At 66.0% G+C, this 25,247-nt stretch carries 36 protein-coding genes; all 36 read right to left on the bottom strand.

Annotated features, from left to right (window positions below):
* Positions 1-87 precede the first annotated feature (87 nt).
* The 36 genes from rpsD to ACIBQ6_RS39040 all read right to left on the bottom strand — a co-directional run bounded on the left by rpsD (position 88) and on the right by ACIBQ6_RS39040 (position 25,125).
* The gene (gene rpsD / locus ACIBQ6_RS39215; protein WP_352327498.1) at positions 88-714 is read right to left on the bottom strand and encodes a 30S ribosomal protein S4; all 627 of its coding nucleotides are present in this window, start codon (positions 712-714) and stop codon (positions 88-90) included.
* Positions 715-737: 23 nt separating this feature from the next.
* Positions 738-1,142, bottom strand: coding sequence for a 30S ribosomal protein S11 (gene rpsK / locus ACIBQ6_RS39210; protein ID WP_020542285.1), 405 nt, complete (start codon positions 1,140-1,142; stop codon positions 738-740).
* Positions 1,143-1,184: 42 nt separating this feature from the next.
* Positions 1,185-1,565 carry a 30S ribosomal protein S13 gene (gene rpsM / locus ACIBQ6_RS39205; protein WP_125644650.1) on the bottom strand — a complete coding sequence of 127 codons (381 nt, stop codon included), beginning with the start codon at positions 1,563-1,565 and terminating at the stop codon, positions 1,185-1,187.
* Positions 1,566-1,778: 213 nt separating this feature from the next.
* Positions 1,779-1,892, bottom strand: a complete 114-nt coding sequence (gene rpmJ / locus ACIBQ6_RS39200; protein WP_003956441.1) for a 50S ribosomal protein L36 — start codon at positions 1,890-1,892, stop codon at positions 1,779-1,781.
* A 24-nt stretch (positions 1,893-1,916) separates the two neighbouring features.
* A complete protein-coding gene (gene infA, locus ACIBQ6_RS39195) occupies positions 1,917-2,138 on the bottom strand; it encodes a translation initiation factor IF-1 (RefSeq protein ID WP_012887858.1) in 222 nt (73 codons plus the stop codon).
* A 276-nt stretch (positions 2,139-2,414) separates the two neighbouring features.
* Positions 2,415-2,792 (bottom strand): hypothetical protein, encoded by a 378-nt coding sequence (locus ACIBQ6_RS39190; protein WP_397218251.1) that lies wholly within the window; start codon positions 2,790-2,792, stop codon positions 2,415-2,417.
* 108 nt (positions 2,793-2,900) lie between these two features.
* Positions 2,901-3,326: a DUF1707 domain-containing protein gene (locus tag ACIBQ6_RS39185; RefSeq protein ID WP_397218248.1), complete on the bottom strand. Its 426-nt coding sequence runs from the start codon at positions 3,324-3,326 to the stop codon at positions 2,901-2,903.
* A gap of 17 nt (positions 3,327-3,343) precedes the next feature.
* Positions 3,344-4,153: a type I methionyl aminopeptidase gene (gene map / locus ACIBQ6_RS39180; RefSeq protein ID WP_352362891.1), complete on the bottom strand. Its 810-nt coding sequence runs from the start codon at positions 4,151-4,153 to the stop codon at positions 3,344-3,346.
* A 126-nt stretch (positions 4,154-4,279) separates the two neighbouring features.
* A complete protein-coding gene (locus ACIBQ6_RS39175; protein WP_358282135.1) occupies positions 4,280-4,930 on the bottom strand; it encodes an adenylate kinase in 651 nt (216 codons plus the stop codon).
* Positions 4,930-6,234: a preprotein translocase subunit SecY gene (secY, locus tag ACIBQ6_RS39170; protein ID WP_358282133.1), complete on the bottom strand. Its 1,305-nt coding sequence runs from the start codon at positions 6,232-6,234 to the stop codon at positions 4,930-4,932. The genes ACIBQ6_RS39175 and secY overlap by 1 nt, the downstream gene beginning before the upstream one ends.
* 171 nt (positions 6,235-6,405) lie before the next feature.
* A complete protein-coding gene (gene rplO, locus ACIBQ6_RS39165) occupies positions 6,406-6,861 on the bottom strand; it encodes a 50S ribosomal protein L15 (RefSeq protein ID WP_352327492.1) in 456 nt (151 codons plus the stop codon).
* Between the two features lie 2 nt (positions 6,862-6,863).
* Positions 6,864-7,046 carry a 50S ribosomal protein L30 gene (gene rpmD / locus ACIBQ6_RS39160; protein ID WP_080043226.1) on the bottom strand — a complete coding sequence of 61 codons (183 nt, stop codon included), beginning with the start codon at positions 7,044-7,046 and terminating at the stop codon, positions 6,864-6,866.
* A gap of 2 nt (positions 7,047-7,048) precedes the next feature.
* Positions 7,049-7,678 (bottom strand): 30S ribosomal protein S5, encoded by a 630-nt coding sequence (gene rpsE / locus ACIBQ6_RS39155; RefSeq protein WP_049572667.1) that lies wholly within the window; start codon positions 7,676-7,678, stop codon positions 7,049-7,051.
* Between the two features lie 25 nt (positions 7,679-7,703).
* Positions 7,704-8,087, bottom strand: coding sequence for a 50S ribosomal protein L18 (gene rplR / locus ACIBQ6_RS39150; protein WP_125644663.1), 384 nt, complete (start codon positions 8,085-8,087; stop codon positions 7,704-7,706).
* 2 nt (positions 8,088-8,089) lie between these two features.
* The gene (gene rplF, locus ACIBQ6_RS39145) at positions 8,090-8,632 is read right to left on the bottom strand and encodes a 50S ribosomal protein L6 (protein WP_352327491.1); all 543 of its coding nucleotides are present in this window, start codon (positions 8,630-8,632) and stop codon (positions 8,090-8,092) included.
* A gap of 16 nt (positions 8,633-8,648) precedes the next feature.
* The gene (rpsH, locus tag ACIBQ6_RS39140; protein ID WP_125644666.1) at positions 8,649-9,047 is read right to left on the bottom strand and encodes a 30S ribosomal protein S8; all 399 of its coding nucleotides are present in this window, start codon (positions 9,045-9,047) and stop codon (positions 8,649-8,651) included.
* A gap of 145 nt (positions 9,048-9,192) precedes the next feature.
* Positions 9,193-9,378: a type Z 30S ribosomal protein S14 gene (locus ACIBQ6_RS39135; RefSeq protein ID WP_020542298.1), complete on the bottom strand. Its 186-nt coding sequence runs from the start codon at positions 9,376-9,378 to the stop codon at positions 9,193-9,195.
* Positions 9,379-9,382: 4 nt separating this feature from the next.
* Positions 9,383-9,958, bottom strand: a complete 576-nt coding sequence (rplE, locus tag ACIBQ6_RS39130; protein WP_352327490.1) for a 50S ribosomal protein L5 — start codon at positions 9,956-9,958, stop codon at positions 9,383-9,385.
* Positions 9,958-10,245, bottom strand: a complete 288-nt coding sequence (gene rplX / locus ACIBQ6_RS39125; protein ID WP_352327499.1) for a 50S ribosomal protein L24 — start codon at positions 10,243-10,245, stop codon at positions 9,958-9,960. Before rplX ends, rplE begins: the two co-directional genes overlap by 1 nt.
* An 8-nt stretch (positions 10,246-10,253) precedes the next feature.
* On the bottom strand, positions 10,254-10,625 hold the full coding sequence (gene rplN / locus ACIBQ6_RS39120) for a 50S ribosomal protein L14 (RefSeq protein ID WP_090769698.1): 372 nt from the start codon (positions 10,623-10,625) through the stop codon (positions 10,254-10,256).
* A gap of 191 nt (positions 10,626-10,816) precedes the next feature.
* Positions 10,817-11,110, bottom strand: a complete 294-nt coding sequence (rpsQ, locus tag ACIBQ6_RS39115; RefSeq protein ID WP_357982781.1) for a 30S ribosomal protein S17 — start codon at positions 11,108-11,110, stop codon at positions 10,817-10,819.
* On the bottom strand, positions 11,103-11,339 hold the full coding sequence (gene rpmC, locus ACIBQ6_RS39110; protein WP_080047279.1) for a 50S ribosomal protein L29: 237 nt from the start codon (positions 11,337-11,339) through the stop codon (positions 11,103-11,105). Before rpmC ends, rpsQ begins: the two co-directional genes overlap by 8 nt.
* Complete coding sequence (gene rplP / locus ACIBQ6_RS39105; protein ID WP_125644673.1) at positions 11,339-11,758, bottom strand: 50S ribosomal protein L16; 420 nt, start codon at positions 11,756-11,758, stop codon at positions 11,339-11,341. The genes rpmC and rplP overlap by 1 nt, the downstream gene beginning before the upstream one ends.
* A gap of 2 nt (positions 11,759-11,760) precedes the next feature.
* Entirely contained in the window at positions 11,761-12,606 is an 846-nt protein-coding gene (rpsC, locus tag ACIBQ6_RS39100; RefSeq protein ID WP_352362898.1) for a 30S ribosomal protein S3, read from the bottom strand.
* Positions 12,606-12,959: a 50S ribosomal protein L22 gene (gene rplV / locus ACIBQ6_RS39095; RefSeq protein WP_080043235.1), complete on the bottom strand. Its 354-nt coding sequence runs from the start codon at positions 12,957-12,959 to the stop codon at positions 12,606-12,608. The genes rpsC and rplV overlap by 1 nt, the downstream gene beginning before the upstream one ends.
* 31 nt (positions 12,960-12,990) lie before the next feature.
* A complete protein-coding gene (rpsS, locus tag ACIBQ6_RS39090; protein ID WP_030451498.1) occupies positions 12,991-13,269 on the bottom strand; it encodes a 30S ribosomal protein S19 in 279 nt (92 codons plus the stop codon).
* 11 nt (positions 13,270-13,280) lie between these two features.
* Positions 13,281-14,117: a 50S ribosomal protein L2 gene (gene rplB / locus ACIBQ6_RS39085; protein ID WP_125644676.1), complete on the bottom strand. Its 837-nt coding sequence runs from the start codon at positions 14,115-14,117 to the stop codon at positions 13,281-13,283.
* Positions 14,118-14,223: 106 nt separating this feature from the next.
* Positions 14,224-14,526, bottom strand: coding sequence for a 50S ribosomal protein L23 (rplW, locus tag ACIBQ6_RS39080; protein WP_352327250.1), 303 nt, complete (start codon positions 14,524-14,526; stop codon positions 14,224-14,226).
* Positions 14,526-15,176, bottom strand: coding sequence for a 50S ribosomal protein L4 (gene rplD / locus ACIBQ6_RS39075; RefSeq protein ID WP_352362901.1), 651 nt, complete (start codon positions 15,174-15,176; stop codon positions 14,526-14,528). Before rplD ends, rplW begins: the two co-directional genes overlap by 1 nt.
* On the bottom strand, positions 15,173-15,826 hold the full coding sequence (gene rplC / locus ACIBQ6_RS39070) for a 50S ribosomal protein L3 (protein ID WP_358282128.1): 654 nt from the start codon (positions 15,824-15,826) through the stop codon (positions 15,173-15,175). Before rplC ends, rplD begins: the two co-directional genes overlap by 4 nt.
* A 14-nt stretch (positions 15,827-15,840) precedes the next feature.
* On the bottom strand, positions 15,841-16,149 hold the full coding sequence (rpsJ, locus tag ACIBQ6_RS39065; protein ID WP_012887830.1) for a 30S ribosomal protein S10: 309 nt from the start codon (positions 16,147-16,149) through the stop codon (positions 15,841-15,843).
* Between the two features lie 253 nt (positions 16,150-16,402).
* A complete protein-coding gene (gene tuf / locus ACIBQ6_RS39060; RefSeq protein ID WP_352327252.1) occupies positions 16,403-17,596 on the bottom strand; it encodes an elongation factor Tu in 1,194 nt (397 codons plus the stop codon).
* Positions 17,597-17,705: 109 nt separating this feature from the next.
* On the bottom strand, positions 17,706-19,754 hold the full coding sequence (fusA, locus tag ACIBQ6_RS39055; protein WP_387669283.1) for an elongation factor G: 2,049 nt from the start codon (positions 19,752-19,754) through the stop codon (positions 17,706-17,708).
* A gap of 90 nt (positions 19,755-19,844) precedes the next feature.
* The gene (gene rpsG / locus ACIBQ6_RS39050; RefSeq protein ID WP_043623423.1) at positions 19,845-20,315 is read right to left on the bottom strand and encodes a 30S ribosomal protein S7; all 471 of its coding nucleotides are present in this window, start codon (positions 20,313-20,315) and stop codon (positions 19,845-19,847) included.
* Between the two features lie 2 nt (positions 20,316-20,317).
* Positions 20,318-20,692 (bottom strand): 30S ribosomal protein S12, encoded by a 375-nt coding sequence (rpsL, locus tag ACIBQ6_RS39045; protein WP_020542315.1) that lies wholly within the window; start codon positions 20,690-20,692, stop codon positions 20,318-20,320.
* A gap of 557 nt (positions 20,693-21,249) precedes the next feature.
* Positions 21,250-25,125: a DNA-directed RNA polymerase subunit beta' gene (locus ACIBQ6_RS39040; protein ID WP_357982792.1), complete on the bottom strand. Its 3,876-nt coding sequence runs from the start codon at positions 25,123-25,125 to the stop codon at positions 21,250-21,252.
* Between the last annotated feature and the right edge of the window lie 122 nt (positions 25,126-25,247).

The following is a 25,247-nucleotide window of genomic DNA, read 5'->3' as shown; positions in this document are numbered from 1 at the left end:
GGGCACGGAAGACCGCGTATAGCGGTCTTCCGTAGGCAGCGCCTCGCGCGCCTACGGAAATCCGCACCCGAACTAGGACGTCAGGGACTACTTGGAGTAGTACTCGACGATGAGCTGCTCTTGGACCTGGGTGTCGATCTGCTGGCGAACCGGCAGCTGGTGGACCAGGACGCGGAGCTTCTCCGGCACGACGCCGAGCCACGCGGGAACCGTGCGCTCGCCCGCGGTCGCCCGAGCGACCTCGTAGGGCAGCAGGTTGCGCTTGGTCTCGCGGACCTCGATGATGTCGTGCTCGCGAACGCGGTACGACGGAATGTCGACCTTCTTGCCGTTCACCAGGATGTGGCCGTGGCGCACCTGCTGGCGGGCGGCGTCACGCGACTGGGCGAAGCCGGCGCGGTAGACGACGTTGTCGAGACGGCTCTCCAGGATCTGGAGCAGCACCTCACCCGACTTGCCGCTCTTGCCCGCGGCCTCCTCGTAGTAGTTGCGGAACTGCTTCTCGAGGACGCCGTAGATGCGACGGGTCTTCTGCTTCTCGCGAAGCTGAAGCTGGTACTCGGACTCCTTGGGGCGTCCGCGGCCGTGCTCACCCGGCGGGTAAGGACGGATCTCGATGGGGCACTTGGCGGACTCGCACTTGCTGCCCTTGAGGAAGAGCTTGGTCTTCTCGCGACGGCAGAGCTTGCAGTCCGCGCCCGTGTAACGAGCCATTTCTCAATATCTCCTGGGGAAATTCAGACGCGGCGGCGCTTCGGCGGACGGCAGCCGTTGTGCGGGACCGGCGTGACGTCCTGGATCGAACCCACCTCGAGGCCGGTGGCCTGGAGGGAGCGGATCGCGGTCTCACGGCCGGAGCCGGGACCCTTGACGAACACGTCGACCTTGCGCATGCCGTGCTCCATGGCGCGGCGGGCGGCGTTCTCGGCGGCCATCTGGGCGGCGAACGGGGTGGACTTACGGGAGCCCTTGAAACCCACGTGGCCGGCGCTGGCCCAGGAGATCACGTTCCCGTTCGGGTCGGTGATCGAGACGATCGTGTTGTTGAACGTGCTCTTGATGTGGGCGTGCCCGTGAGCGACGTTCTTCTTTTCCTTGCGGCGCACCTTCTTCGGGGCACCCTGACGGCTCTTAGGAGGCATTGTTTGCCATTACTCCTGAGATCTTCGGTCCGCGGCTGTGGACTACTTCTTACCGGGCTTCTTCTTACCGGCGACGGTCTTCTTCTTGCCCTTACGGGTACGCGCGTTGGTCTGCGTGCGCTGACCGTGGACCGGAAGGCCCTTGCGGTGCCGGATGCCCTGGTAGCAACCGATTTCGATCTTGCGACGGATGTCGGCCTGGACCTCGCGGCGCAGGTCACCCTCGATCTTGAAGTTCGCCTCGATGTAGTCACGCATCGGGACGAGCTCGGTGTCGGAGAGCTGGTGCACGCGGAGGTCGCCGCTGACACCGGTCGCCTGGAGGATCTCCTGGGCGCGGGTGCGGCCGATTCCGTAGATGTAGGTGAGAGCGATCTCCAGCCGCTTCTCGCGGGGGAGGTCGACGCCAACCAGGCGAGCCATGGTCGGGCATTCTCCTTCTTTTGGGCGGAGGTCTTGCGCCGCACTACCCCTCCCCATGCCCGGGGTGAGGGCCCCGGCCTCCGACCGGGGGTCTCCTGAGTGGTACGGATCGCTCCGCCGGCCCAGGTGTGAGACGCGATTACTGTCGCGGGCTCCTCATGCGTCGAGCCCGCTCCCTAAATCGGGGCGGACTCGGAGAAACCTTGCGTACGACTAACCCTGACGCTGCTTGTGGCGCAGGTTGTCGCAGATCACCATGACGCGACCGTGCCGGCGAATCACCTTGCACTTGTCGCAGATCTTCTTGACGCTCGGCTTTACCTTCATTGTCCTTCGTGTTCCTCAGACGTCTTACTTGTATCGGTAGACGATCCGCCCGCGACTCAGGTCGTAGGGGCTCAGTTCAACGACTACCCTGTCGTCCGGCAGAATTCGGATGTAGTGCATCCGCATCCGTCCGCTGATGTGGGCCAGGACCTTATGGCCGTTGTCGAGCTGCACCCGGAACATGGCGTTCGGGAGCGACTCAACCACAGTGCCCTCGATCTCGATGGCGCCGTCTTTCTTGGCCAAAATCCCTCGCGTTTCACTGATCGGTCGTCTGAGGCTCCGGTTCACTAAGCAGCCGCGACCTCACGCTTCGAAGAGAGCGGCGATCGGCAAAGACCGCCGACGCGTGATAGTCATAGTGAGCCGACTAAGGAGTGTACGACACCTGAGCCCAAAACGCGAAACGCGTGCCAGGTGTCCTGACACAACCATGTAAGAGTCTACCCCACGGCCCGCACTCCTTCGCCCCTACACAGAAGGACCCGCCGGGCGGACCGGCGAGCCCTTCGCGGTGTGCTCCTAAAAGACGCGGTGCCGGTCACCGCAGTACGTGGACGAGCCGCCCCAGCACGTCCAGGTGTAGATCTTCTTGATCCCCCGGCCGGACCAGGTCTCGTCGTGGCTCCCGTCCCACTTCCTGGAGAACTGGTGCCAGCTGCCGTTCGCGTAGTACCGGAACCACACGTAGCCGAACTTCGGCGTGGCCTCCTTGCCGTACCAGTGGGTGTAGACCTTGCCGTGCGACCGGTACGTGCTGCCGTGCGTGTACGCCTTGTGGTTGGCCGCGTAGAACGTGCCCCACCCCCCGGACGAGGCCGCCTGGGCGGCGGGGGCGACGGCGAGACCGGTGACGGCGATCGAGCCGGCGAGGGCGGCGGCTGCGAGAACCTTGCGCATCTGATTCCTCCGTGAGTCGTGTTCCCGACACGGCACACGCTAGGAACCAGCGCCGCCCCGCACTGCGGAGGAATACACACAGTGCATTACGGCACACCCGGCTCCCGGCTAACTGCGCTTCGGCCCGTTCCCGAAGATCGTGCTCATCAGCAGGATCGCGCCCCAGGGCCCCATGACCCACAGCGGCCACGGATAGATCATGTGACCGGACGAGACGCTCACGATCAGCCAGATCACCCAGTTGATGGCGCTGGCCGTGGCCCAGGCGCCCCAGGCCGCCCGCATGCCCGGATGCAGGTTGCCGCGCGTCGCGGGCGCCGCCTCGGGCTTCGCCGGCCGATGGCGCAGGTCGACGTCGGGCAGGTCGGCCGTCAGCTTGGCCAGGTCACCGTAGGTCTTGCTCTTGTAGAGCTCTTCGAGCCGCTCGTTGAACTCCTCCATCGTGATGCGGCCCTGCGCGGTGTGCTCCCGGAGGATGGCGGCCACCCGATCGCGGTCGACGTCCGAGGCACGCATCTCGGGGCTGTTCGCCATTCCACCACTCCCGGGGGTCAGGGCTGCAGGTGACTCAGGCGCTCTTCGCCACCGTCCAGGGCGGTAAGCACCCAAGGTCCATTATGTGTCACCGCGACGCTGTGTTCGAAGTGCGCCGAGGCCTTCCCGTCGATCGTCACGACCGTCCAGTCGTCGGACAGCACGCGGGTGCGCTCGGTGCCCAGGTTCACCATGGGCTCGATGGCCAGGCACATGCCCTCCTCCAGCAGCGGGCCGCGGCCCGGCTTGCCGTGGTTGGCGATCCACGGGTCCATGTGCATCTCGGTGCCGATGCCGTGGCCGCCGTACTCCGGGGGGATGCCGAAGCGGCCCTGAGTCTTGACGTAGCGCTCGATCTCGTAGCCGATGTCGGACAGGTGGCGGCCGACCTTCAGCGCGGCGATGCCGCGCCACATGGCCTCCTCGGTGACCCGCATCAGCTCGGTCAGCTTCGGGTCGACCTCGCCGACCGGCACCGTGACGGCGGAGTCGCCGTGCCAGCCCTCCAGGATCGCGCCGCAGTCGATGGAGATGACGTCGCCCTCGCGCAGCTTGCGGGCGTCCGTGGGGATGCCGTGCACCACCTCGTCGTTGACGGACGCGCAGATCGTCGCGGGGAAGCCCTGGTAGCCCTTGAACGACGGGATCGCGCCTTCGTCCCTGATCGCCTTCTCGGCGATGGAGTCGAGGTCGAGCGGCGTCATGCCGGGCTCGACGGAGCGCTTCAGCAGATCGAGCGTGCGCCCGACCACCAGGCCGGCGGCCCGCATCTTCTCCAGCTGCTCGGGCGACTTGATCTGGATTCCGTGTCGGTTTCTCTTGAACATTGTTCGGCACCCCCCGGGGTTTCTGACGGGCCTCGTGGGAGCCCTAATTCCCCCACAATAGCCGCACACAAAAAAGCAAGGTGGCACGGAGATCCGTGCCACCTTCGCAGGAGATCGTGTCCGGCGTCATCCCAGGTACGGGCGGATCGCCTCCATGGCCCGCTGCGTCACCTCTTCGACCGGCCCGGTCGCGTCGACGCCCACGAGGATGTCCTCGCCGACGTAGTACGAGACCAGCGGCGCGGTCTGCTCCTGGTAGACCTCCAGGCGGTGCCTGACGGTCTCTTCCTTGTCGTCGTCCCGCTGGAACAGCGCGCCGCCGCAGGCGTCGCACTTGTCGTCCTTCTTGTCGTCGAACTCCACGTGCCAGATACGGCCGCACTGACTGCACGTGCGCCGCCCCGCCAGCCGCCGGACGACCTCGTCGTCGTCCACGACCAGCTCCAGCACCAGGTCGAGCTCCAGACCCCAGTCCTTGAGCATGTCGCGCAGGATCTCCGCCTGCGCGACGTTCCTCGGGAAGCCGTCGAGCAGGAACCCGTCCTGCGCGTCGTCCTCGGACAGTCGGTCGCGGACCATGGCGATGGTGACCTCGTCGGGCACGAGATCGCCACGGTCCATGTAGGTTTTGGCCAGCTTGCCGAGGTCCGTGCCGCCCGAGACATTGGCACGGAAGATGTCACCTGTCGAGATCTTCGGGATGGACAGGTTCGATGCGATGTACTGGGCCTGTGTCCCCTTACCCGCTCCGGGGGGCCCGACGAGAACGAGACGCACTACCGCAGGAAACCTTCGTAGTTACGCTGCTGGAGCTGGCTCTCGATCTGCTTCACCGTGTCCAGGCCGACACCAACCATGATCAGAATGCTCGTCCCTCCGAACGGGAAGTTCTGGCTAGCCCCGGCCACCGCCAGCGCGACGATCGGGATCATGGAGATCAGACCCAGATAGAGCGCGCCGGGCGCGGTCAGACGGGTGAGCACGAAGTTCAGGTATTCAGCCGTCGGACGGCCGGGACGGATGCCCGGAATGAACCCACCGTACTTCTTCATGTTGTCGGCGACTTCAGCGGGGTTGAACGTAATCGACACGTAGAAGTACGTGAAGAAGACGATCAGCACGAAGAACGTGATCATGTAGACCGGGTGGTCGCCCCTGACCAGGTACTGGGAGATCCACTGCACGACCGCGTTGTTCGACGTCGGGAAGAGCGAGGTCAGCAGCTGCGGCAGGTAGAGCAGCGACGAGGCGAAGATGACCGGGATGATGCCGGCCTGGTTGACCTTCAGCGGGATGTACGTCGAGGTGCCGCCGTACATCCTGCGGCCCACCATGCGCTTGGCGTACTGGACCGGGATGCGGCGCTGCGCCTGCTCGACGAAGACCACGGCCGCGATCATGAAGACACCGACGACCAGGACCACCGCGAAGGTGAACTTGTTCGCCTGGAAGATGTTGGTCAGCTCGGACGGGAAGACCGCGACGACCTGCGTGAAGATCAGGATGGACATGCCGTTGCCGACGCCGCGGTCGGTGATGAGCTCACCGAGCCACATGATCACCGACGTGCCGGCCGTCATGATGATGACCATCGTGACGATGCCGAAGACGTCGTCGGGGTCACGCAGGACGGACTGCTGGCAGTTGGGGAACAGCTGGCCGGACCGCGCGAGGGCGATGAAGGCGGTCGACTGGAGGACGCCGAGGCCGATGGTCAGATAACGCGTATACTGCGTGATCTTGGCCTGACCCGCCTGGCCTTCCTTCTTGAGAGCCTCAAGACGTGGAATCACCACGACGAGCAGCTGAAGAATGATGCTCGCGGTGATATACGGCATAATGCCCAGCGCGAACACCGACAGCTTCAGGAGCGCACCACCACTGAACAGCTGCACCATCCCATAGATGTTGCCGGTGGCTCCGTTACGGGCCTGATCGAAACAGGCCGCGAGGTTCTGGACGTGAACTCCCGGAGTCGGAAGAACCGAGCCGAGACGGAACAGCGCGATGATGCCCAGGGTGAAGAGCAACTTCTTGCGCAGGTCCGGTGTCCGGAACGCCCGGGTAAACGCGGTCAGCACGGTCCCTCCTGCGCGCCTTTATGGCGATGTGAGTATGCGGTGGTGCGGGGATCTGCCATGTCAAGTCTCAAGTCAAACGAGCCGGACAGAATCCTGCCGTCTCGCCGAACTCTAACGCACTAAGGGCGTGGGGGCCCATTGTCGGAACCCCCACGCCTCGTCATAGCGGAGCTACAGCTCGGTAACGGAACCACCGGCGGCGGCGATCTTCTCCTTCGCGGCGGACGAGAAGGCGTGAGCCGTAACGTTCACAGCGACGGAGATCTCGCCGGTGCCGAGCACCTTCACGAGCTGGTTCTTGCGAACGGCGCCCTTGGCCACCAGGGCCTCGACGGTGACGTCGCCACCCTCGGGGAACAGCTCGCCGAGCCTGTCCAGGTTGACGACCTGGTAGGTCGTCTTGAACAGGGCGTTGGAGAAGCCCTTGAGCTTCGGCAGACGCCTCTGCAGCGGCACCTGGCCACCCTCGAAGCCGAGGGGAACCGTGGTACGGGCGTGGCTGCCCTTGGTGCCGCGACCGGCCGTCTTGCCCTTGGACGCCTCGCCACGACCCTTGCGGATCTTGGACTTGTTGGCACCCGGAGCAGGACGCAGGTCGTGAATCTTGAGCGGAGCCTTGTCAGTCATGACTAGTCGACCTCTTCCACCTCGACGAGGTGCGTCACCACGGACACCATCCCGCGAATCTCGGGACGGTCCTCCTTGACGACGACATCGCCGATTCGCTTCAGGCCAAGCGAACGCAGCGAGTCACGCTGGTTCTGCTTGCCACCGATCTTCGAGCGAACCTGAGTGATCTTCAGGCGTGCCATGACTAGCTCACCGCCTTCGCGGCCGCGGCCTCGGCGATGCCCTCGCGCTGAGCCTTGAGCATGCGGGCCGGAGCCACGTCCTCGATCGGCAGGCCACGGCGGGCGGCGATCTCCTCGGGGCGGGAAAGGCCCTTCAGAGCCGCCACGGTGGCGTGCACGATGTTGATCGGGTTGTCCGAGCCGAGCGACTTGGACAGCACGTCATGGATGCCGGCGCACTCCAGGACCGCGCGCACCGGGCCACCGGCGATGACGCCGGTACCGGCCGACGCCGGACGCAGGAAGACGACACCGGCCGCCTCCTCGCCCTGCACGGTGTGCGGGATGGTGCCCTGGATGCGGGGCACCTTGAAGAAGTGCTTCTTGGCCTCTTCGACGCCCTTGGCGATGGCCGCGGGGACTTCCTTGGCCTTGCCGTAACCGACGCCGACCAGGCCGTTGCCGTCACCGACGACGACGAGGGCGGTGAAGCTGAAGCGACGACCACCCTTCACGACCTTGGCCACTCGGTTGATCTTCACTACGCGCTCGATGTACGAGACGCCCTTGTCGGCGGCGCCACCGCGGCGATCGTCACGACGGTCCCGCCGCTCGCCACCGGTGCCGCCACCGCGACGCGGAGCTGCAGCCATCAGTGGTTCCTCTTCTCAGTTGCCATCAGAATTCCAGCCCGCCTTCGCGGGCGCTGTCCGCCAGAGCCGCGATGCGACCGGCGTAGCGGTTGCCACCGCGGTCGAAGACGACCTTGGTGATCCCGGCTTCCTTGGCCCGCTGAGCGAGGAGCTCGCCGACCTTCTTGGCCTTCTCCGTCTTGTCGGCCTCAAGGGTGCGCAGCGAGGCGTCCATGGTGGAGGCGCTCACCAGCGTGTGACCGACGGAGTCGTCCACGATCTGGACGAACATGTGACGGGTCGAACGGTTGACGACCAGGCGCGGACGCTCGGCCGTACCGACGACGAACTTGCGGACGCGGCGGTGACGGCGAGCCCGCGAGACGGTGCGGGCAGCCGTGTGCTTGCTGAACGCAGTCTTCGGAGCCATGCCTACTTACCAGCCTTTCCGACCTTGCGGCGGATCTGTTCGCCCTGGTAACGCACGCCCTTGCCCTTGTACGGGTCAGGCTTGCGCAACTTGCGGATGTTGGCCGCGACCTCGCCGACCTTCTGCTTGTCGATGCCGTCCACGTGGAACAGGGTCGGCTTCTCGACGCGGAAGGAGACACCCTCGGGGGCGTCGACGATGACCGGGTGGCTGAAGCCCAGCGAGAACTCCAGCTGCGTCGGGCCCTTGGCCTGGACGCGGTAACCGACGCCGACGATCTCCAGGGACTTCGTGTACCCCTGGGTGACGCCCTGCACCATGTTGGCGATCAGCGTCCGGGACAGGCCGTGCAGCGCACGGACCTTGTTCTCGTCGTTGGGCCGGGAGACGGCGATGGCGCCGTCGTCGTCACGACCGACCGTAATCGGGTCCGCGACCGTGTGAGAAAGCGTGCCCTTCGGGCCCTTGACCTGGACATCCTGGCCGGTGATCGTGATGTCTACGCCACTGGGCACAGGGATGGGCAGCCGTCCGATTCTCGACATGCTGTGTTCCTCCCCTCTACCAGACGTAGGCGAGGACTTCGCCGCCCACGCCACGCTTGCCGGCCTGCTTGTCAGTCATGAGACCGGCGGACGTCGAGATGATCGCGACGCCCAGCCCGCCCAGAACTCGAGGCAGGTTGTCCTTCTTCGCATAAACCCGCAGACCGGGCTTGGAAACCCGGCGCAGGCCCGCGAGCGAACGCTCACGGGTAGGCCCGAACTTGAGCTCCACCACGAGGTTCTTTCCGACCTTGGCGTCTTCGACGGCCCAGGACTGGATGTAACCCTCCTGCTGGAGGATCTCGGCGATGTGCGCCTTGATCTTCGAATACGGCATCGACACGCTCTCGTGGTACGCCGAGTTCGCATTGCGCAGACGCGTCAGCATGTCTGCGATGGGGTCGGTCATCGTCATGGCCAGTGGCCTTCCTCGCCGCGGTTTCCAGTCGGCCAAGCAGCGCTCTGCCGGTGGACCTTCGGCGCGGTCATGGACGCGAAGCGTCCTGTCTTCTTCTGAACATGGATTCCGGGGGACGACGCGGAGCCGCCCCCCAGAGTATCTACCAGCTCGACTTGGTGATGCCGGGCAGCTCGCCCCGGTGCGCCATCTCGCGGAAGCACACGCGGCACAGACCGAACTTGCGGTACACCGCGCGCGGACGACCGCAACGCGAGCACCGGGTGTAGGCCCGGACCTCGAACTTCTGCTTGCGCCCCGCCTTGGCGATCAGCGACTTCTTCGCCATTGGATCAGGCCTCCTTGAACGGGAAGCCGAGGAGCTTCAGCAGCGCCCGGCCCTGGTCGTCGTTCGTCGCGGTGGTCACGACCGTGATGTCCATGCCCCGCGGGCGGTCGACCTTGTCCTGGTCGACCTCGTGGAACATGACCTGCTCGGTCAGACCGAACGTGTAGTTGCCGTTGCCGTCGAACTGCTTCGGCGACAGGCCGCGGAAGTCCCGGATACGGGGCAGCGCCAGGGCCAGCAGGCGGTCGAGGAACTCCCACATGCGGTCGCCGCGCAGCGTGACGTGCGCGCCGATCGGCATGCCCTCACGCAGCTTGAACTGCGCGATGGACTTGCGCGCCCGGACGACGGCCGGCTTCTGGCCGGTGATCGCGGTGAGGTCGCGTACGGCGCCTTCGATGAGCTTGGAGTCGCGAGCCGCCTCACCGACACCCATGTTGACCTTGATCTTGGTCAGGGCCGGGATCTGCATGACGTTCTCGATGCCGAACTGCTCGCGAAGCTGGGCCGCGATCTCCTCGCGGTACTTCGTCTTGAGTCGCGGCGTCGGGCGCTCGGTCTCAGTGGTCGTGGCGGTCATCAGCTGTCCTCACCCGTCTCCTCGGCCTTGTCGGCCTTCTTGTCGGCGGGCTTCTCGTCCTTGAGCTTCTTCACGTTGGACACGTGGATGGGGCCCTCCATCGTCTGCACGCCGCCGGTCTTGGCGCCACGCGGACCCTGGAGAGACTCCTTGGTGTGCTTCTTGATCATGTTGACGCCCTCGATCACCACGCGGTCCTCGCGCGGGTACGTGGCGATGACGTGACCCTTGGCACCCTTGTCCTTGCCGGCGATGACCTGAACCAGGTCACCCTTCTTCACATGCAGCTTCGGCATTACAGCACCTCCGGGGCGAGCGAGATGATGCGCATGAACTTCTTGTCGCGCAGCTCGCGGCCGACCGGGCCGAAGATACGAGTGCCACGAGGGTCACCGCTGTCCTTGATGATGACGGCGGCGTTCTCGTCGAAGCGGATGTAGGAGCCGTCGGGCCGGCGGCGCTCCTTGACCGTGCGGACGACGACGGCCTTGACCACGTCGCCCTTCTTGACGCCCGTGCTGCCCGGCAGCGCGTCCTTGACAGTGGCGACGATGATGTCGCCGATACCGGCGTAGCGTCGGCCCGAGCCACCGAGAACACGGATGCAAAGGATCTCCTTCGCACCAGTGTTGTCGGCGACCTTGAGCCGCGACTCCTGCTGGATCACTTGAACTCCTGTTAGTCGCGCCGGTTCTCATCTCTGAGCCTGGCGGAACCTGTCGTTGTCTTGTTCCCACGGCCACAGTCCACGAAGGGGCCGCACCGCAGGCGACGCGAGGCCCGGAGGACCTCGCGTCCTTGGACGCCGTCATGGGGGCCCTGAGGCCCCCACGAGGCGCGGTATATCCGAGAAGAGCCCTACTTGGCCTTCTCGAGGATCTCCACGACCCTCCACCGCTTGGTGGCGGAGAGGGGGCGGGTCTCCATGAGCAGCACGCGGTCGCCGACGCCGCAGGCGTTGGCCTCGTCGTGTGCCTTGTACTTGGTCGTACGGCGGATGACCTTGCCGTACAGACGGTGCTTGACGCGGTCCTCGACGGCGACGACGACGGTCTTGTCCATCTTGTCGCTGACGACCAGGCCCTCACGGACCTTGCGGAAGTTCCGCGCGTCGTTCGCCTCGGTGGTTCCGGTGGTCTCGGTCTCAGCCATCGCTCGTCTCCTTCTCGACCGTGACGATGCCGAGCTCACGCTCGCGCATCACGGTGTAGATACGGGCGATCTCGCGGCGGACGGCGCGCAGCCGCCCGTGGCTCTCCAACTGACCGGTCGCCGCCTGGAAGCGGAGGTTGAACAGCTCCTCCTTGGCTTCCTTGAGCTTCTGGACCAGGGTGTCCTGGTCCTCCACTCGCAGCTCGCCGGCGGTCAGGCCCTTAGCCATCACGCCTCACCCACTTCACGCTTAACGATCTTGCACTTCATCGGCAGCTTGTGGATCGCCCTGGTGAGCGCCTCACGAGCGACCGACTCCGCCACGCCGGACAGCTCGAACATCACGCGTCCGGGCTTGACGTTGGCGATCCACCACTCCGGCGAACCCTTACCGGAACCCATGCGGGTCTCGGCCGGCTTCTTGGTGAGCGGACGGTCGGGGTAGATGTTGATCCACACCTTGCCGCCACGGCGGATGTGACGGGTCATGGCGATACGAGCGGACTCGATCTGGCGGTTGGTCACGTAGGAGTGCTCAACAGCCTGAATGCCGAACTCGCCGAACACGACCCTGGTGCCGCCCTTGGCGGCTCCGCTGCGGTCAGGCCGGTGCTGCTTGCGGTGCTTGACCCTGCGCGGGATCAGCATGGTCAGCTCCCTTCAGCACCCGGCTGCGCAGCCGGGCCGGTCTCAGGGGCAGCCTGCGAAGCTGCCTCGGTACGGGGGGCGCGGTCGCCACGGCCGCCGCCACGACGCGGACGGTCACCGCCGCCACGACGCGGACGGTCGCCGCCGCCACCACGACGGTCGTCACGCTCGCGACGCTGACCGGCACGAGCGCCGGCGGCAGCCGCCTCACGCTCGGCGCGGCTGGTCGGAGCCTCGCCCTTGTAGATCCAGACCTTCACGCCGATGCGGCCGAAGGTGGTACGGGCCTCGTAGAAGCCGTAGTCGATGTCCGCGCGAAGGGTGTGCAGCGGCACGCGACCCTCACGGTAGAACTCCGACCGCGACATCTCGGCGCCGCCCAGACGACCGGCGCACTGGACACGGATGCCCTTGGCGCCGGACTTCATGGCCGACTGCATCGCCTTGCGCATGGCGCGGCGGAACGAGACACGGCTGGACAGCTGCTCGGCGACGCCCTGAGCGACGAGCTGGGCGTCGATCTCCGGGTTCTTGACCTCGAGGATGTTGAGCTGGACCTGCTTCTTGGTCAGCTTCTCGAGGTCACCGCGGATGCGGTCCGCCTCGGCGCCGCGGCGGCCGATCACGATGCCCGGACGCGCGGTGTGGATGTCCACCTGCACACGGTCCGTGGTGCGCTCGATCTCGACCTTGGAGATGCCGGCCCGCTCCATGCCCTTCTGCAGCATGCGGCGGATCGCCACGTCCTCGGCGACGTACGACTTGTACAGCTTGTCGGCGTACCACCGGCTCTTGAAGTCGGTCGTGATGCCGAGGCGGAACCCGTGCGGGTTAACCTTCTGGCCCACTATCGGGTCCTTCCCTTCGGCTCGCGGGATTCCACGATCACGGTGATGTGGCTCGTCCGCTTGTTGATCCGATAGGCGCGACCCTGTGCACGCGGGCGGAACCGCTTCAGCGTCGGGCCCTCGTCGACCCAGGCACGGCTCACGACGAGCGTGCTGGGGTCGAGGTTGAAGTTGTGCTCGGCGTTCGCCATGGCGCTGCTGAGCACCTTGTAGATCGGCTCGCTCGCCGACTGGGGAGCGAACTGCAGCACGGCCTGCGCCTCCGAAGCGGGCAGCCCGCGAATAAGGTCCACCACGCGGCGGGCCTTGAGGGGCGTGACACGGACGAACCGCGCCTGAGCCCTGGCTTCCATCGCTTACTCCTCTAAATGCTTCTGAAGGCGTCTATCGCCGGCTGCGCCGGTCTTCCTTGACGTGGCTGCGGAACGTCCGCGTGGGGGCGAACTCTCCGAGCTTGTGGCCGATCATCGACTCGGTGACGAACACCGGGACGTGCTTGCGGCCGTCGTGCACGGCGATCGTGTGCCCGAGCATGTCGGGAACGATCATGGAGCGCCGCGACCACGTCTTGATGACGTTCTTGGTGCCCTTCTCGTTCTGGGCGTCCACCTTCTTCTGAAGGTGGTCGTCCACGAAGGGACCCTTCTTAAGGCTACGTGGCATTTCGGCTGCTCCTACCGCTTCTTCCTCTTGCTCCGACGACGGATGATCAGCCGGTCGCTGGACTTGTTGGCCTGGCGGGTGCGGCCCTCGGGCTTGCCCTTGGGGTTCACCGGGTGGCGACCGCCGGACGTCTTGCCCTCACCACCACCGTGCGGGTGGTCAACGGGGTTCATGGCGACACCACGGACGGTCGGGCGCTTGCCCTTCCACCGCATACGGCCGGCCTTGCCCCAGTTGATGTTGGCCTGCTCGGCGTTGCCGACCTGGCCGACCGACGCCCGGCAGCGCACGTCGACCATGCGCATTTCACCGGACGGCATACGCAGGGTGGCGTACTGGCCTTCCTTGGCGAGCAGCTGGATCTGGGCGCCCGCGGAACGACCGAGCTTCGCGCCGCCGCCCGGACGGAGCTCCACCGCGTGGATGAAGGTACCGGTCGGGATGTTGCGCAGCGGCAGGCAGTTGCCCGGCTTGATGTCGGCAGCGGGGCCGTTCTCGATTCGGTCGCCCTGCTTGAGGCCGGTCGGCGCGATGATGTAGCGCTTCTCACCGTCGGCGTAGTGGAGCAGAGCGATGTTGGCGGTGCGGTTGGGGTCGTACTCGATGTGAGCGACCTTCGCCGGGATGCCGTCCTTGTCATGCCTACGGAAGTCGATGATCCGGTAGGCGCGCTTGTGTCCGCCGCCCTGGTGGCGCGCGGTCACCCGGCCGTGTACGTTCCGGCCGCCCTTGCTGTGAAGGGGCGCAAGCAGCGACTTCTCGGGAGTGCTGCGGGTGATCTCGGAGAAGTCCGAGACACTCGACCCGCGGCGACCCGGAGTCGTCGGCTTGTACTTACGGATGCCCATCTTTTTCGTTCATCCTTCGTCGGTTACATGGGCGAGCCCGCCGCACCGAAATGCGACGGTCTCGTCCCTCGCAGACCTTTCGGTCCGCTTCCTATCTATGGCGCTGCTAGCCGATCTGACCGAAGATGTCGATCCGATCGCCCTCGACCAGGCTCACGATCGCGCGCTTGGTGTCGGGACGCTTGCCGAAACCGGTGCGGGTGCGCTTGCGCTTGCCCGTCCGGTTGATGGTGTTCACGCTGGTGACCTTGACCCCGAAGATCTGCTCAACGGCGATCTTGACCTGGGTCTTGTTCGCGGTCTTCTTCACCAGGAACGTGTACTTGTTGTTCTCATCGATCAGGCCGTAGCTCTTCTCAGAGACGACCGGCTTGATGATGATGTCGCGCGGGTCGGCGATCTTCTCCATCAGGCGTCTTCCTTCCCGCCCTGGCTCAGCCGCGCGACGACCTGGTCGTACGCCTCCTGGGTGAAGACCACGTCGTCGTGCACGAGCACGTCGTAGGTGTTGAGCTGCCCGGCGTCCAGCAGGTGGACCTCGGGAGCGTTACGCAGGCTCATCCAGGTCAGCTCGTCGGCCTCGTCGACGACGACGAGCACGCGGGGAGCCTGAGTGATCTTGCGCAGGGCGTCCAGGGCAGCCTTGGTCTTCGGGGTCTCCCCCGTCACCAGCGTGCTGACCACGTGGACGCGACCGCCACCGGCCCTGTCGGACAGGGCGCCGCGGAGCGCGGCGGCCTTCATCTTCTTGGGCGTGCGCTGCGAGTAGTCACGCGGCACGGGCCCGTGGACGGTGCCACCGCCGGTGAACTGCGGCGCACGGGTCGAGCCCTGACGGGCGCGGCCGGTGCCCTTCTGGCGGTACGGCTTCTTGCCGCCACCGCTGACCTCGCCACGGGTCTTGGCCTTGTGGGTGCCCTGCCGGCGAGCGGCGAGCTGGGCCACGACCACCTGGTGGATCAGCGGAACGTTGACCGTCGTGCCGAAGACGTCTTCGGGCAGTTCGACGGTGCCGGCCTTGGCGCCGCTGGCGTCGAGGACGTCAATAGTGGTGCTCACTTGGCAGCCCCCTTCTTGGCAGCGGTGCGGACGAGGACCAGGCTGCCGTTCGCGCCGGGGATCGCACCCTTGATCAGGATGAGACCGTTCTCGGCGTCGACGGAGTGAACCTTGAGGCTCTGCACAGTGGTGCGGACGTTACCCATCCGACCGGCCATGCGCAGGCCCTTGAATACGCGGCCCGGGGTGGCGCAGCCACCGATGGAACCCGGCGAGCGGTGCTTGCGCTGCGTACCGTGCGACGCGCCCAGACCACCGAAGCCGTGCCGCTTCATGACACCGGCGAAGCCCTTGCCCTTGCTCTTGCCCGTCACGTCGACGAACTGGCCGGCCTCGAAGGTGTCGGCCAGCAGCTCCTGGCCCAGGGTGTAGTCGCTCGCGTCGTCGGTGCGGATCTCCGCGAAGTAACGGCGCGGGGTGATGTCGTGCTTACGCAGGTAGTCGCCGAGCGGCTTGTTGACCTTCCGGGGGTCGACCTGCCCGAAGCCGAGCTGAACGGCGGAGTAGCCGTCCTTGTCTGCGGTGCGGACCCGGGTCACCACGCACGGACCGGCCTCGACCACGGTCACCGGAACCATCCGGTTGTCCGCGTCGAAGACCTGGGTCATGCCGAGCTTCTTGCCCAGGACGCCCTTGATCGTCTTAGCCATGTCAGTGCGTTCCCTCAGAGCTTGATCGAAATGTCGACACCCGCGGGGAGGTCGAGCCGCATGAGCGAGTCAACCGTCTTGGGGGTCGGGTCGATGATGTCAATCAGCCGCTTGTGCGTGCGCATCTCGAAGTGCTCGCGGCTGTCCTTGTACTTGTGCGGCGAGCGGATGACGCAGTACACGTTCTTCTCGGTCGGCAGCGGCACCGGGCCCGCGACCTTCGCGCCAGTCCGCGTCACCGTCTCGACGATCTTCTTGGCCGAGCTGTCGATGACCTCGTGGTCATAGGCCTTAAGCCGGATGCGGATCTTCTGTCCCGCCATAGTGGCCTCGGTGTCCTTCGCTGTCGTCTGAAAAAGTATCGTGCGGCCTTGTGCCGCTGTGTTGCTGCAGGTCTGACCCTGCGTGACCCCACGAGACAGACACTGTTGATCTGTCTTTTCTTCCGTGATCCGGCAGTTACTTCGGTCACTATGGCCGAAGCGACTGCTGGATCACGGCGCTTTACGCGAGGCCCTTGACGCGGTACGGCGGTCGGCCCTGAATGTGGGGCCGACCGCCGCCCCGACGGTCGAGCTACTTGATGATCTTCACAACCCGGCCGGCGCCGACGGTGCGGCCACCCTCACGGATCGCGAACTTGAGGCCTTCCTCCATGGCGATGGGCTGGATCAGCTCAACGCGCATCTCGGTGTTGTCGCCCGGCATGACCATCTCGGTGCCCTCGGGGAGGTTCACCACACCGGTCACGTCAGTCGTACGGAAGTAGAACTGCGGGCGGTAGTTGTTGAAGAACGGCGTGTGGCGGCCGCCCTCGTCCTTGGACAGGATGTAGACCTGGCCGGTGAACTCGGTGTGCGGGGTCGTCGTGCCCGGCTTGATGATGCACTGGCCGCGCTCGACGTCGTCGCGCTTGATGCCGCGGAGCAGCAGGGCGGCGTTGTCGCCGGCGTGACCCTCGTCGAGCATCTTGTTGAACATCTCGATGCTGGTGACGGTGGTCGTCGTCTTCTCCGGCTTGATGCCGATGATGTCGACCTGCTCGTTGACCTTGACGATGCCGCGCTCGATACGACCGGTGACGACGGTGCCGCGACCGGTGATCGAGAAGACGTCCTCGACGGGCATGAGGAACGGCTTCTCCGTGTCACGGGGAGGCTCGGGGACGTTCTCGTCCACCGCGTTCATCAGCTCGATGATGCTGTCGGCCCACTTCTCGTCACCCTCGAGAGCCTTGAGGGCGGAGACGCGGACGACGGGCAGGTCGTCGCCGGGGAACTCCTGCGCGGACAGGAGCTCACGGACCTCCAGCTCGACGAGCTCGAGGATCTCCTCGTCGTCGACCATGTCGGCCTTGTTCAGCGCCACGACGATGTAGGGGACGCCGACCTGGCGGGCCAGGAGGACGTGCTCCTTCGTCTGCGGCATCGGGCCGTCGGTGGCGGCGACCACGAGGATCGCGCCGTCCATCTGAGCGGCACCGGTGATCATGTTCTTCACGTAGTCGGCGTGACCGGGGCAGTCAACGTGAGCGTAGTGACGCTTCTCGGTCTGGTACTCGACGTGCGCGATGGAGATCGTAATACCGCGAGCCTTCTCCTCGGGCGCCTTGTCGATCTTGTCGAACGGGGTCGCCTTGTTGAGCTCGGGGAAACGGTCGTGAAGCACCTTGGTGATCGCCGCGGTCAGCGTGGTCTTGCCGTGGTCGATGTGTCCAATGGTGCCGATGTTCATGTGCGGCTTAGTCCGCTCGAACTTGGCCTTGCCCACTGGTTCTCTCCTTGAGAATCTGACTGACTTGTCTACACACTCGGGCCCGGGAAATCCCAGACCCCTAGGCGGCGGGGTGGCTCACACCACCCCGCCAGGGACCGGGAAGTTATTCGCCCCGGGCCTTCGCGACGATCTCCTTGGCGATGCCCGGAGGCACCTCCGCGTAGGAGTCGAACTGCATGCTGTAGCTCGCGCGCCCCTGCGTCTTGCTACGCAGGTCACCCACGTAGCCGAACATCTCAGACAGCGGCACGAGCGCCTGGACGACACGGGCGCCGGCCCGCTCGTCCATCGCCTGGATCTGCCCGCGGCGACCGTTGAGGTCACCGATGACGTCACCCATGTAGTCCTCGGGCGTGGTGACCTCGACGGCCATCATCGGCTCGAGAAGAACGGCGTCCGCCTTGCGCGCGGCCTCCTTGAAGGCCATCGAGCCGGCGATCTTGAACGCCATTTCCGAGGAGTCGACGTCGTGGGCGGCACCGTCGGTCAGCGTAACCTTCACGCCCACCATCGGGTAACCGGCCAGCACGCCGAACTCGGCGGCCTCCTGGGCGCCGGCGTCGACCGAGGGGATGTACTCCCTCGGGACGCGGCCACCGGAGACCTTGTTCTGGAACTCGTAACCGTCGTTGCCCTCGCCCAGCGGCTCCAGGTCGATGATCACCCGCGCGAACTGACCGGAACCACCGGTCTGCTTCTTGTGGGTGTAGTCGACCTTCTCCACCTTGCGGCGGATGGTCTCGCGGTAGGCCACCTGCGGGCGGCCCACGTTGGCCTCGACCTTGAACTCGCGACGCATACGGTCGACGAGGATCTCCAGGTGAAGCTCGCCCATGCCCCAGATGACCGTCTGGCCGGTCTCCTCGTCACGACGGACCTGGAAGGACGGGTCCTCCTCGGCCAGCCGCTGGATGGCGGTGGACAGCTTCTCCTGGTCGCCCTTGGTCTTGGGCTCGATGGCGACGTTGATGACCGGAGCCGGGAACGTCATCGACTCGAGCACGACCGGGTTGGCCGGGTCGGCAAGGGTGTCGCCGGTCGTGGTGTCCTTCAGACCCATGACGGCGACGATCTGACCGGCGATCGCCTGCGGGCGCTCTTCGCGCTTGTTGGCGTGCATCTGGTAGATCTTGCCGATCCGCTCCTTCTTGCCCTTCACCGAGTTCACGACCTGCGAACCGGTGTCGAGGGTGCCGGAGTAGATGCGGATGTAGGTGAGCTTGCCCAGGTGCGGGTCGCTGGCGATCTTGAAGGCCAGCGCGGAGAACGGCTCAGCCGGGTCCGCGTGACGCTCGATCACCTTCTCCTCGTTGCCGACCGCGTAACCCTTGAACGCCGGGATGTCGGTCGGGGCGGGGAGGTAGGCGACGATCGCGTCGAGCAGGGGCTGAACGCCCTTGTTCTTGAACGCGGTGCCGCACAGCACCGGGTTGATGGCGCTGCTCAGCGTGGCGCGGCGGATGGCCGCGACCAGCTGCTCCTCGGTGGGCTCGGTGCCCTCCAGGAAGAGCTCCATCAGCTCGTCGTCGTTCTCGGCCACCGTCTCGATGAGGCGGTCACGCCACTCGCGGGCGGCGTCGGCGTGGTCGGCCGGGATGTCGACGGTGTCGTACATCTCGCCCTTGGCCGCGTCGGCGCTCCAGATGAGCCCCTTCATCTTGATGAGGTCGATGACGCCCTTGAAGTCGGCCTCGACACCCCACGGAAGCTGGATCACAGCGGGGGTCGCGCCCAGGCGGCTGACCATCATCTCGACGCAGCGGTGGAACTCCGCGCCGACACGGTCCATCTTGTTCACGAAGCAGATGCGCGGGACCTCGTACCGGTCAGCCTGCCGCCACACCGTCTCCGACTGCGGCTCGACACCGGCGACACCGTCGAACACGGCGACGGCACCGTCGAGGACGCGGAGCGAGCGCTCCACTTCGATGGTGAAGTCGACGTGACCCGGAGTGTCGATGATGTTGATGGTGTGACCGATCCACTCACAGGTCGTCGCGGCAGACGTGATCGTGATGCCGCGCTCCTGCTCCTGCTCCATCCAGTCCATGGTGGCAGCGCCCTCATGGACTTCACCGATCTTGTAGTTGATACCGGTGTAGAACAGGATGCGCTCGGTCGTGGTGGTCTTGCCCGCGTCGATGTGGGCCATGATCCCGATGTTGCGGACCTTGGCCAGGTCAAGAGCGGTCGTAGCGGCCACTTTAACTCGCGTCCTCGTCGTCTCGTCGAACCCGCCGGGTTACCAGCGGTAGTGGGCGAAGGCCTTGTTGGACTCGGCCATCTTGTGGGTGTCCTCGCGCTTCTTGACACTCGCCCCGAGGCCGTTGCTGGCGTCGAGGAGCTCGTTCATGAGGCGCTCGGTCATGGTCTTCTCGCGGCGGGCGCGGGAGTACTGCACCAGCCAGCGCAGGGCCAGGGTGGTGCTGCGCGCGGCGCGCACCTCGACCGGCACCTGGTAGGTCGCGCCACCGACACGGCGGCTGCGGACCTCGAGGGTGGGCTTGACGTTGTCAAGCGCGCGCTTGAGGGTGACGACCGGGTCGTTGCCCGTCTTCTCCCTGCAGCCTTCGAGGGCGCCGTAGACGATCGACTGCGCGATGGAGCGCTTGCCGTCAAGGAGCACCTTGTTGATCAGGGCGGTCACCAGCGGCGAGCTGTAAACCGGGTCAGACATGAGCTGACGACGGCCAGGAGAACCCTTACGAGGCATTGTTAGCTCTTCTCCTTCTTCGCGCCGTAGCGGCTGCGGGCCTGCTTGCGGTTGCGGACACCCTGGGTGTCGAGCGAACCGCGGATGATCTTGTAGCGAACACCAGGCAGGTCCTTCACACGACCGCCACGCACGAGCACGATGGAGTGCTCCTGCAGGTTGTGGCCCACACCGGGGATGTAAGCCGTGACCTCGATGCCGTTCGTGAGCCGAACGCGGGCCACCTTGCGCAGTGCCGAGTTGGGCTTCTTCGGGGTCGTGGTGTAAACGCGCTGGCACACACCGCGCCGCTGCGGACTCCCCTTGAGGGCAGGAGTCTTGGTCTTGGAGACCTTGTCCTGCCGGCCCTTGCGGACCAACTGCTGAATAGTGGGCACTGCCACTCCGTTTCGTGCCTTGGCCGGTGTTACGTCATTGGGTCTTGCATTTCGCAGGTTCTGCCGGTGTCATGACCTGCTGGTTTTCCTCGTCCCGGTGCCCCCGCGGTCGGGCGTGTCGCGCTATTCACACAGACACAGCCACGGAGACTTGCGAGCCTGAGAGTCCAGCCGACGCTCTCCCTATGGATATGAGCGCACAGCCGAAAGCCCGCTAGAGACGGGCACGATGCTCAAGACTACCCAGGCCCAGCCGACACGTCAAAACGGCACGGCAACGCCTGTCGGCCTCGCCGCTCCGTGCCACCGGGGCCTGTCTCATCCAGCCCATCCGAAGCGCCGCGGCAATGATACCGGGCCTGGGGACCGACGTGTGCCGATTCGCCGGGGAGCCCCCCAACCGGCCCACAGACCGCCAGCCCGGCGGACCGTCTCCCCCGGGGGCCGCCCCGCCCCCACAGGGCGTCTGGGAGCGTCTACGGCAGCGCGTACGGCCGGAAAAGCGCCGCGCCCGGGCCTCTTCGGACAGAGACCCGGGCGCGGCGCCTGCGAAACTGCTAGCGGTTGTACTGACCGAAGTCGTACTCCTCCAGCGGGACGGCCTCGCCGCTGCCCGTGCCGAAGGTGTAGTCGGCCGCGGAACCGTCGTAACCGCCGACGGTGTACATGGCGGCCTTGGCCTCCTCGGTCGGCTCGACCCGGATGTTGCGGTACTGGGGCATGCCCGTACCGGCCGGGATGAGCTTACCGATGATGACGTTCTCCTTCAGGCCCAGGAGCGAGTCGGACTTGGCGTGGATCGCCGCGTCCGTCAGGACCCTGGTCGTCTCCTGGAAGGAGGCCGCCGACAGCCACGACTCGGTGGCCAGCGACGCCTTCGTGATGCCCATGAGCACCGGACGGCCCGCGGCCGGCGAGCCGCTCTCGGCCACCGTCTCACGGTTCATCTGCTCGAAGCGCGGACGCTCCACCAGCTCACCGGGCAGCAGGTCGGTGTCACCGGACTCCAGCACGTTCACGCGCTTGAGCATCTGCCGCACGATGATCTCGATGTGCTTGTCGTGGATCGACACACCCTGCGACCGGTAGACCTGCTGGACCTCGGCCACCAGGTGCAGCTGCACGGCCCGCGGGCCGAGGATGCGCAGCACCTCGTTGGGGTTGACCGCGCCGGCGATCAGCTGCTGGCCGACCGTCACGCGCTGACCGTCCTGGACGAGCAGGCGCGAACGCATCGAGACCGGGTAGGCGATCTCCTCCGACCCGTCGTCGGGGGTGATGACGATCTTCCTGGTCTTGTCGGTCTCGTCGATCCTGGCCCGGCCCTCGGCCTCGGAGATCGGGGCGACACCCTTGGGGATGCGCGCCTCGAACAGCTCCGTGACACGGGGCAGACCGTGGGTGATGTCGGCGCCGGCCACACCACCGGTGTGGAACGTACGCATCGTCAGCTGCGTGCCGGGCTCACCGATCGACTGGGCGGCGATGATGCCGACCGCCTCGCCGACGTCCACGAGCTTGCCGGTGGCCAGCGAGCGGCCGTAGCAGGTCGCGCAGACACCGATCTTGGCCTCGCAGACGAGCGCGCTGCGGGTGCGGACGGTCTCGACGCCGGCCTCGACCAGCTTCGTCACGTGGATGTCGTTGATGTCGACACCCGCCGGGACGATGACCTTGCCGTCGACCTCGACGTCCTCGGCCATGATGCGGCCGTGCACGTTGGACTCGGCGTTCTCCGCCTTGACCAGGTTGCCCGACGCGTCACGCTCGCCGACGTGCAGCGGGACCGCGCGGTCGGTGCCGCAGTCGATCTCACGCACGATGACGTCCTGGGCGACGTCCACCAGACGACGGGTCAGGTAACCCGAGTCGGCGGTCCGCAGGGCGGTGTCGGCCAGACCCTTCCGCTGACCGTGGGTGGAGATGAAGTACTCCAGCACCGACAGGCCCTCACGGAAGGAGGCCTTGATCGGCCGCGGGATCGTCTCACCCTTGGTGTTGGACACCAGGCCACGGATACCGGCGATCTGCCGGACCTGCATCTTGTTACCACGGGCGCCCGAGTTGACCATCATCCAGACCGGGTTGGTCGCCGGGAAGGCGTTGACCATGTCGGTCTCGACGTCGGCCGTGGCGTGGGTCCAGATCTCGATGAGCTCCTGACGGCGCTCCTCGTCGGTGATCAGACCACGCTCGTACTCGCGCTGGACCTTGTCGGCCCGGCGCTCGTAGTTCTCCATGATGTCGGTCTTGTTCGGCGGCGCGACGACGTCCTCGATCGAGATCGTGACGCCGGAGCGGGTCGCCCAGCGGAAGCCCGCGTCCTTGAGCGCGTCGAGCGAGTTGGCGACCTCGACCTTGGGGTAGGTGTCGGCCAGCTCGTTCACGATCGTGGACAGCTGCTTCTTGCCCACCTGGAAGTTGACGAACGGGTAGCTCTCGGGGAGCGTCTGGTTGAACAGGCACCGCCCGAACGTCGTCTCCAGCCGGATCGGGTCACCCTGCTCCCAGCCCTCCGGAGCGACCCAGTCGCGCGGCGGCAGGACGTCCTTGACCCGGATCTGGATCTTCGCCTGGATCTCCAGCTCGCGGCGGTCGAAGGCCATCTGCGCCTCGGCGATCGAGCCGAACACGCGGCCCTCGCCGGTCGCGCCTTCCTTCTGGGTGGTCAGCCAGTAGAGGCCGATGACCATGTCCTGGGTGGGCATCGTCACGGGCTTGCCGTCGGCCGGCTTGAGGATGTTGTTGGTCGAGAGCATCAGGATGCGAGCCTCGGCCTGGGCCTCAGCCGACAGCGGCAGGTGCACGGCCATCTGGTCGCCGTCGAAGTCCGCGTTGAAGGCGGTGCAGACGAGCGGGTGGATCTGGATGGCCTTGCCCTCGACCAGCTGCGGCTCGAACGCCTGGATGCCCAGACGGTGGAGCGTCGGAGCGCGGTTGAGCAGCACCGGGTGCTCGGTGATGACCTCTTCGAGCACGTCCCACACGACGGGGCGGGCGCGCTCGACCATCCGCTTGGCCGACTTGATGTTCTGCGCGTGGTTGAGGTCCACGAGCCGCTTCATCACGAACGGCTTGAACAGCTCCAGCGCCATCTGCTTGGGCAGACCGCACTGGTGCAGCTTGAGCTGCGGGCCGACGACGATGACCGAACGGCCGGAGTAGTCGACTCGCTTGCCCAGCAGGTTCTGGCGGAAACGACCCTGCTTGCCCTTCAGCATGTCGCTGAGGGACTTCAGCGGCCGGTTGCCGGGGCCGGTCACCGGGCGACCGCGACGGCCGTTGTCGAACAGCGCGTCGACGGCCTCCTGGAGCATCCGCTTCTCGTTGTTCACGATGATCTCGGGGGCGCCGAGGTCGAGCAGACGCTTGAGGCGGTTGTTCCGGTTGATGACCCGGCGGTACAGGTCGTTGAGGTCGGAGGTCGCGAACCGGCCACCGTCGAGCTGCACCATCGGGCGCAGGTCCGGCGGGATGACCGGGATGCAGTCGAGCACCATGCCGCGCGGCGAGTTGGTGGTGTTCAGGAACGCCGACACGACCTTGAGCCGCTTGAGGGCGCGGGCCTTCTTCTGGCCCTTGCCGCTGCGGATGGTCTCGCGCAGGTTCTCGGCCTCGGCGTCGAGGTCGAAGCTGATCAGGCGGTCCTGGATCGCCTGCGCGCCCATGCCGCCCTTGAAGTAGCGGCCGAAGCGGTCGCGCATCTCGCGGTAGAGCAGCTCGTCGCCCTCAAGGTCCTGGACCTTGAGGTTCTTGAAGCGGCTCCAGACCTCGTCGAGCCGGTCCAGCTCGCGCTGGGCACGGTCGCGGAGCTGGCGCATCTCGCGCTCGGCGCCCTCGCGGACCTTGCGCCGCTGGTCGCCCTTGGCGCCGGCGGCCTCCAGCTCGGCCAGGTCGGACTCGAGCTTCTTCTGCCTGGACTCGACGTCGGCGTCACGGCGCTGCTCGATGTGCTGCCGCTCGACGGAGATCTTCGCCTCCAGCGAGGGCAGGTCACGCTCACGCATGTCGGTGTCGACGTGCGTGATCATGTAGGCCGCGAAGTAGATGACCTTCTCCAGGTCCTTCGGAGCCAGGTCGAGCAGGTAGCCGAGGCGCGACGGCACGCCCTTGAAGTACCAGATGTGCGTGACGGGCGCGGCCAGCTCGATGTGGCCCATCCGCTCACGACGCACCTTGGCCCGGGTCACCTCGACGCCGCAGCGCTCACAGATGATGCCCTTGAACCGGACGCGCTTGTACTTGCCGCAGTAGCACTCCCAGTCGCGGGTCGGACCGAAGATCTTCTCGCAGAAGAGTCCGTCCTTTTCCGGCTTGAGAGTCCGGTAGTTGATGGTCTCGGGCTTCTTGACCTCGCCGTGCGACCACTGACGGATGTCGTCGGCGGTCGCAAGACCGATCCTGAGCTCGTCGAAGAAGTTGACGTCTAGCATTGTGTGCGATCTCCCCCTCAGACTTCTTCCACGCTGCTCGGCTCACGCCGGGACAGATCGATACCGAGTTCCTCCGCCGCGCGGAAGACGTCCTCGTCGGTGTCGCGCATCTCGATGGACAT

It is taken from the genome of Nonomuraea sp. NPDC049655, assembly GCF_044465465.1.
Lineage (GTDB): Bacteria > Actinomycetota > Actinomycetes > Streptosporangiales > Streptosporangiaceae > Nonomuraea.
This window is presented reverse-complemented; position numbering and strand designations above follow the sequence as displayed.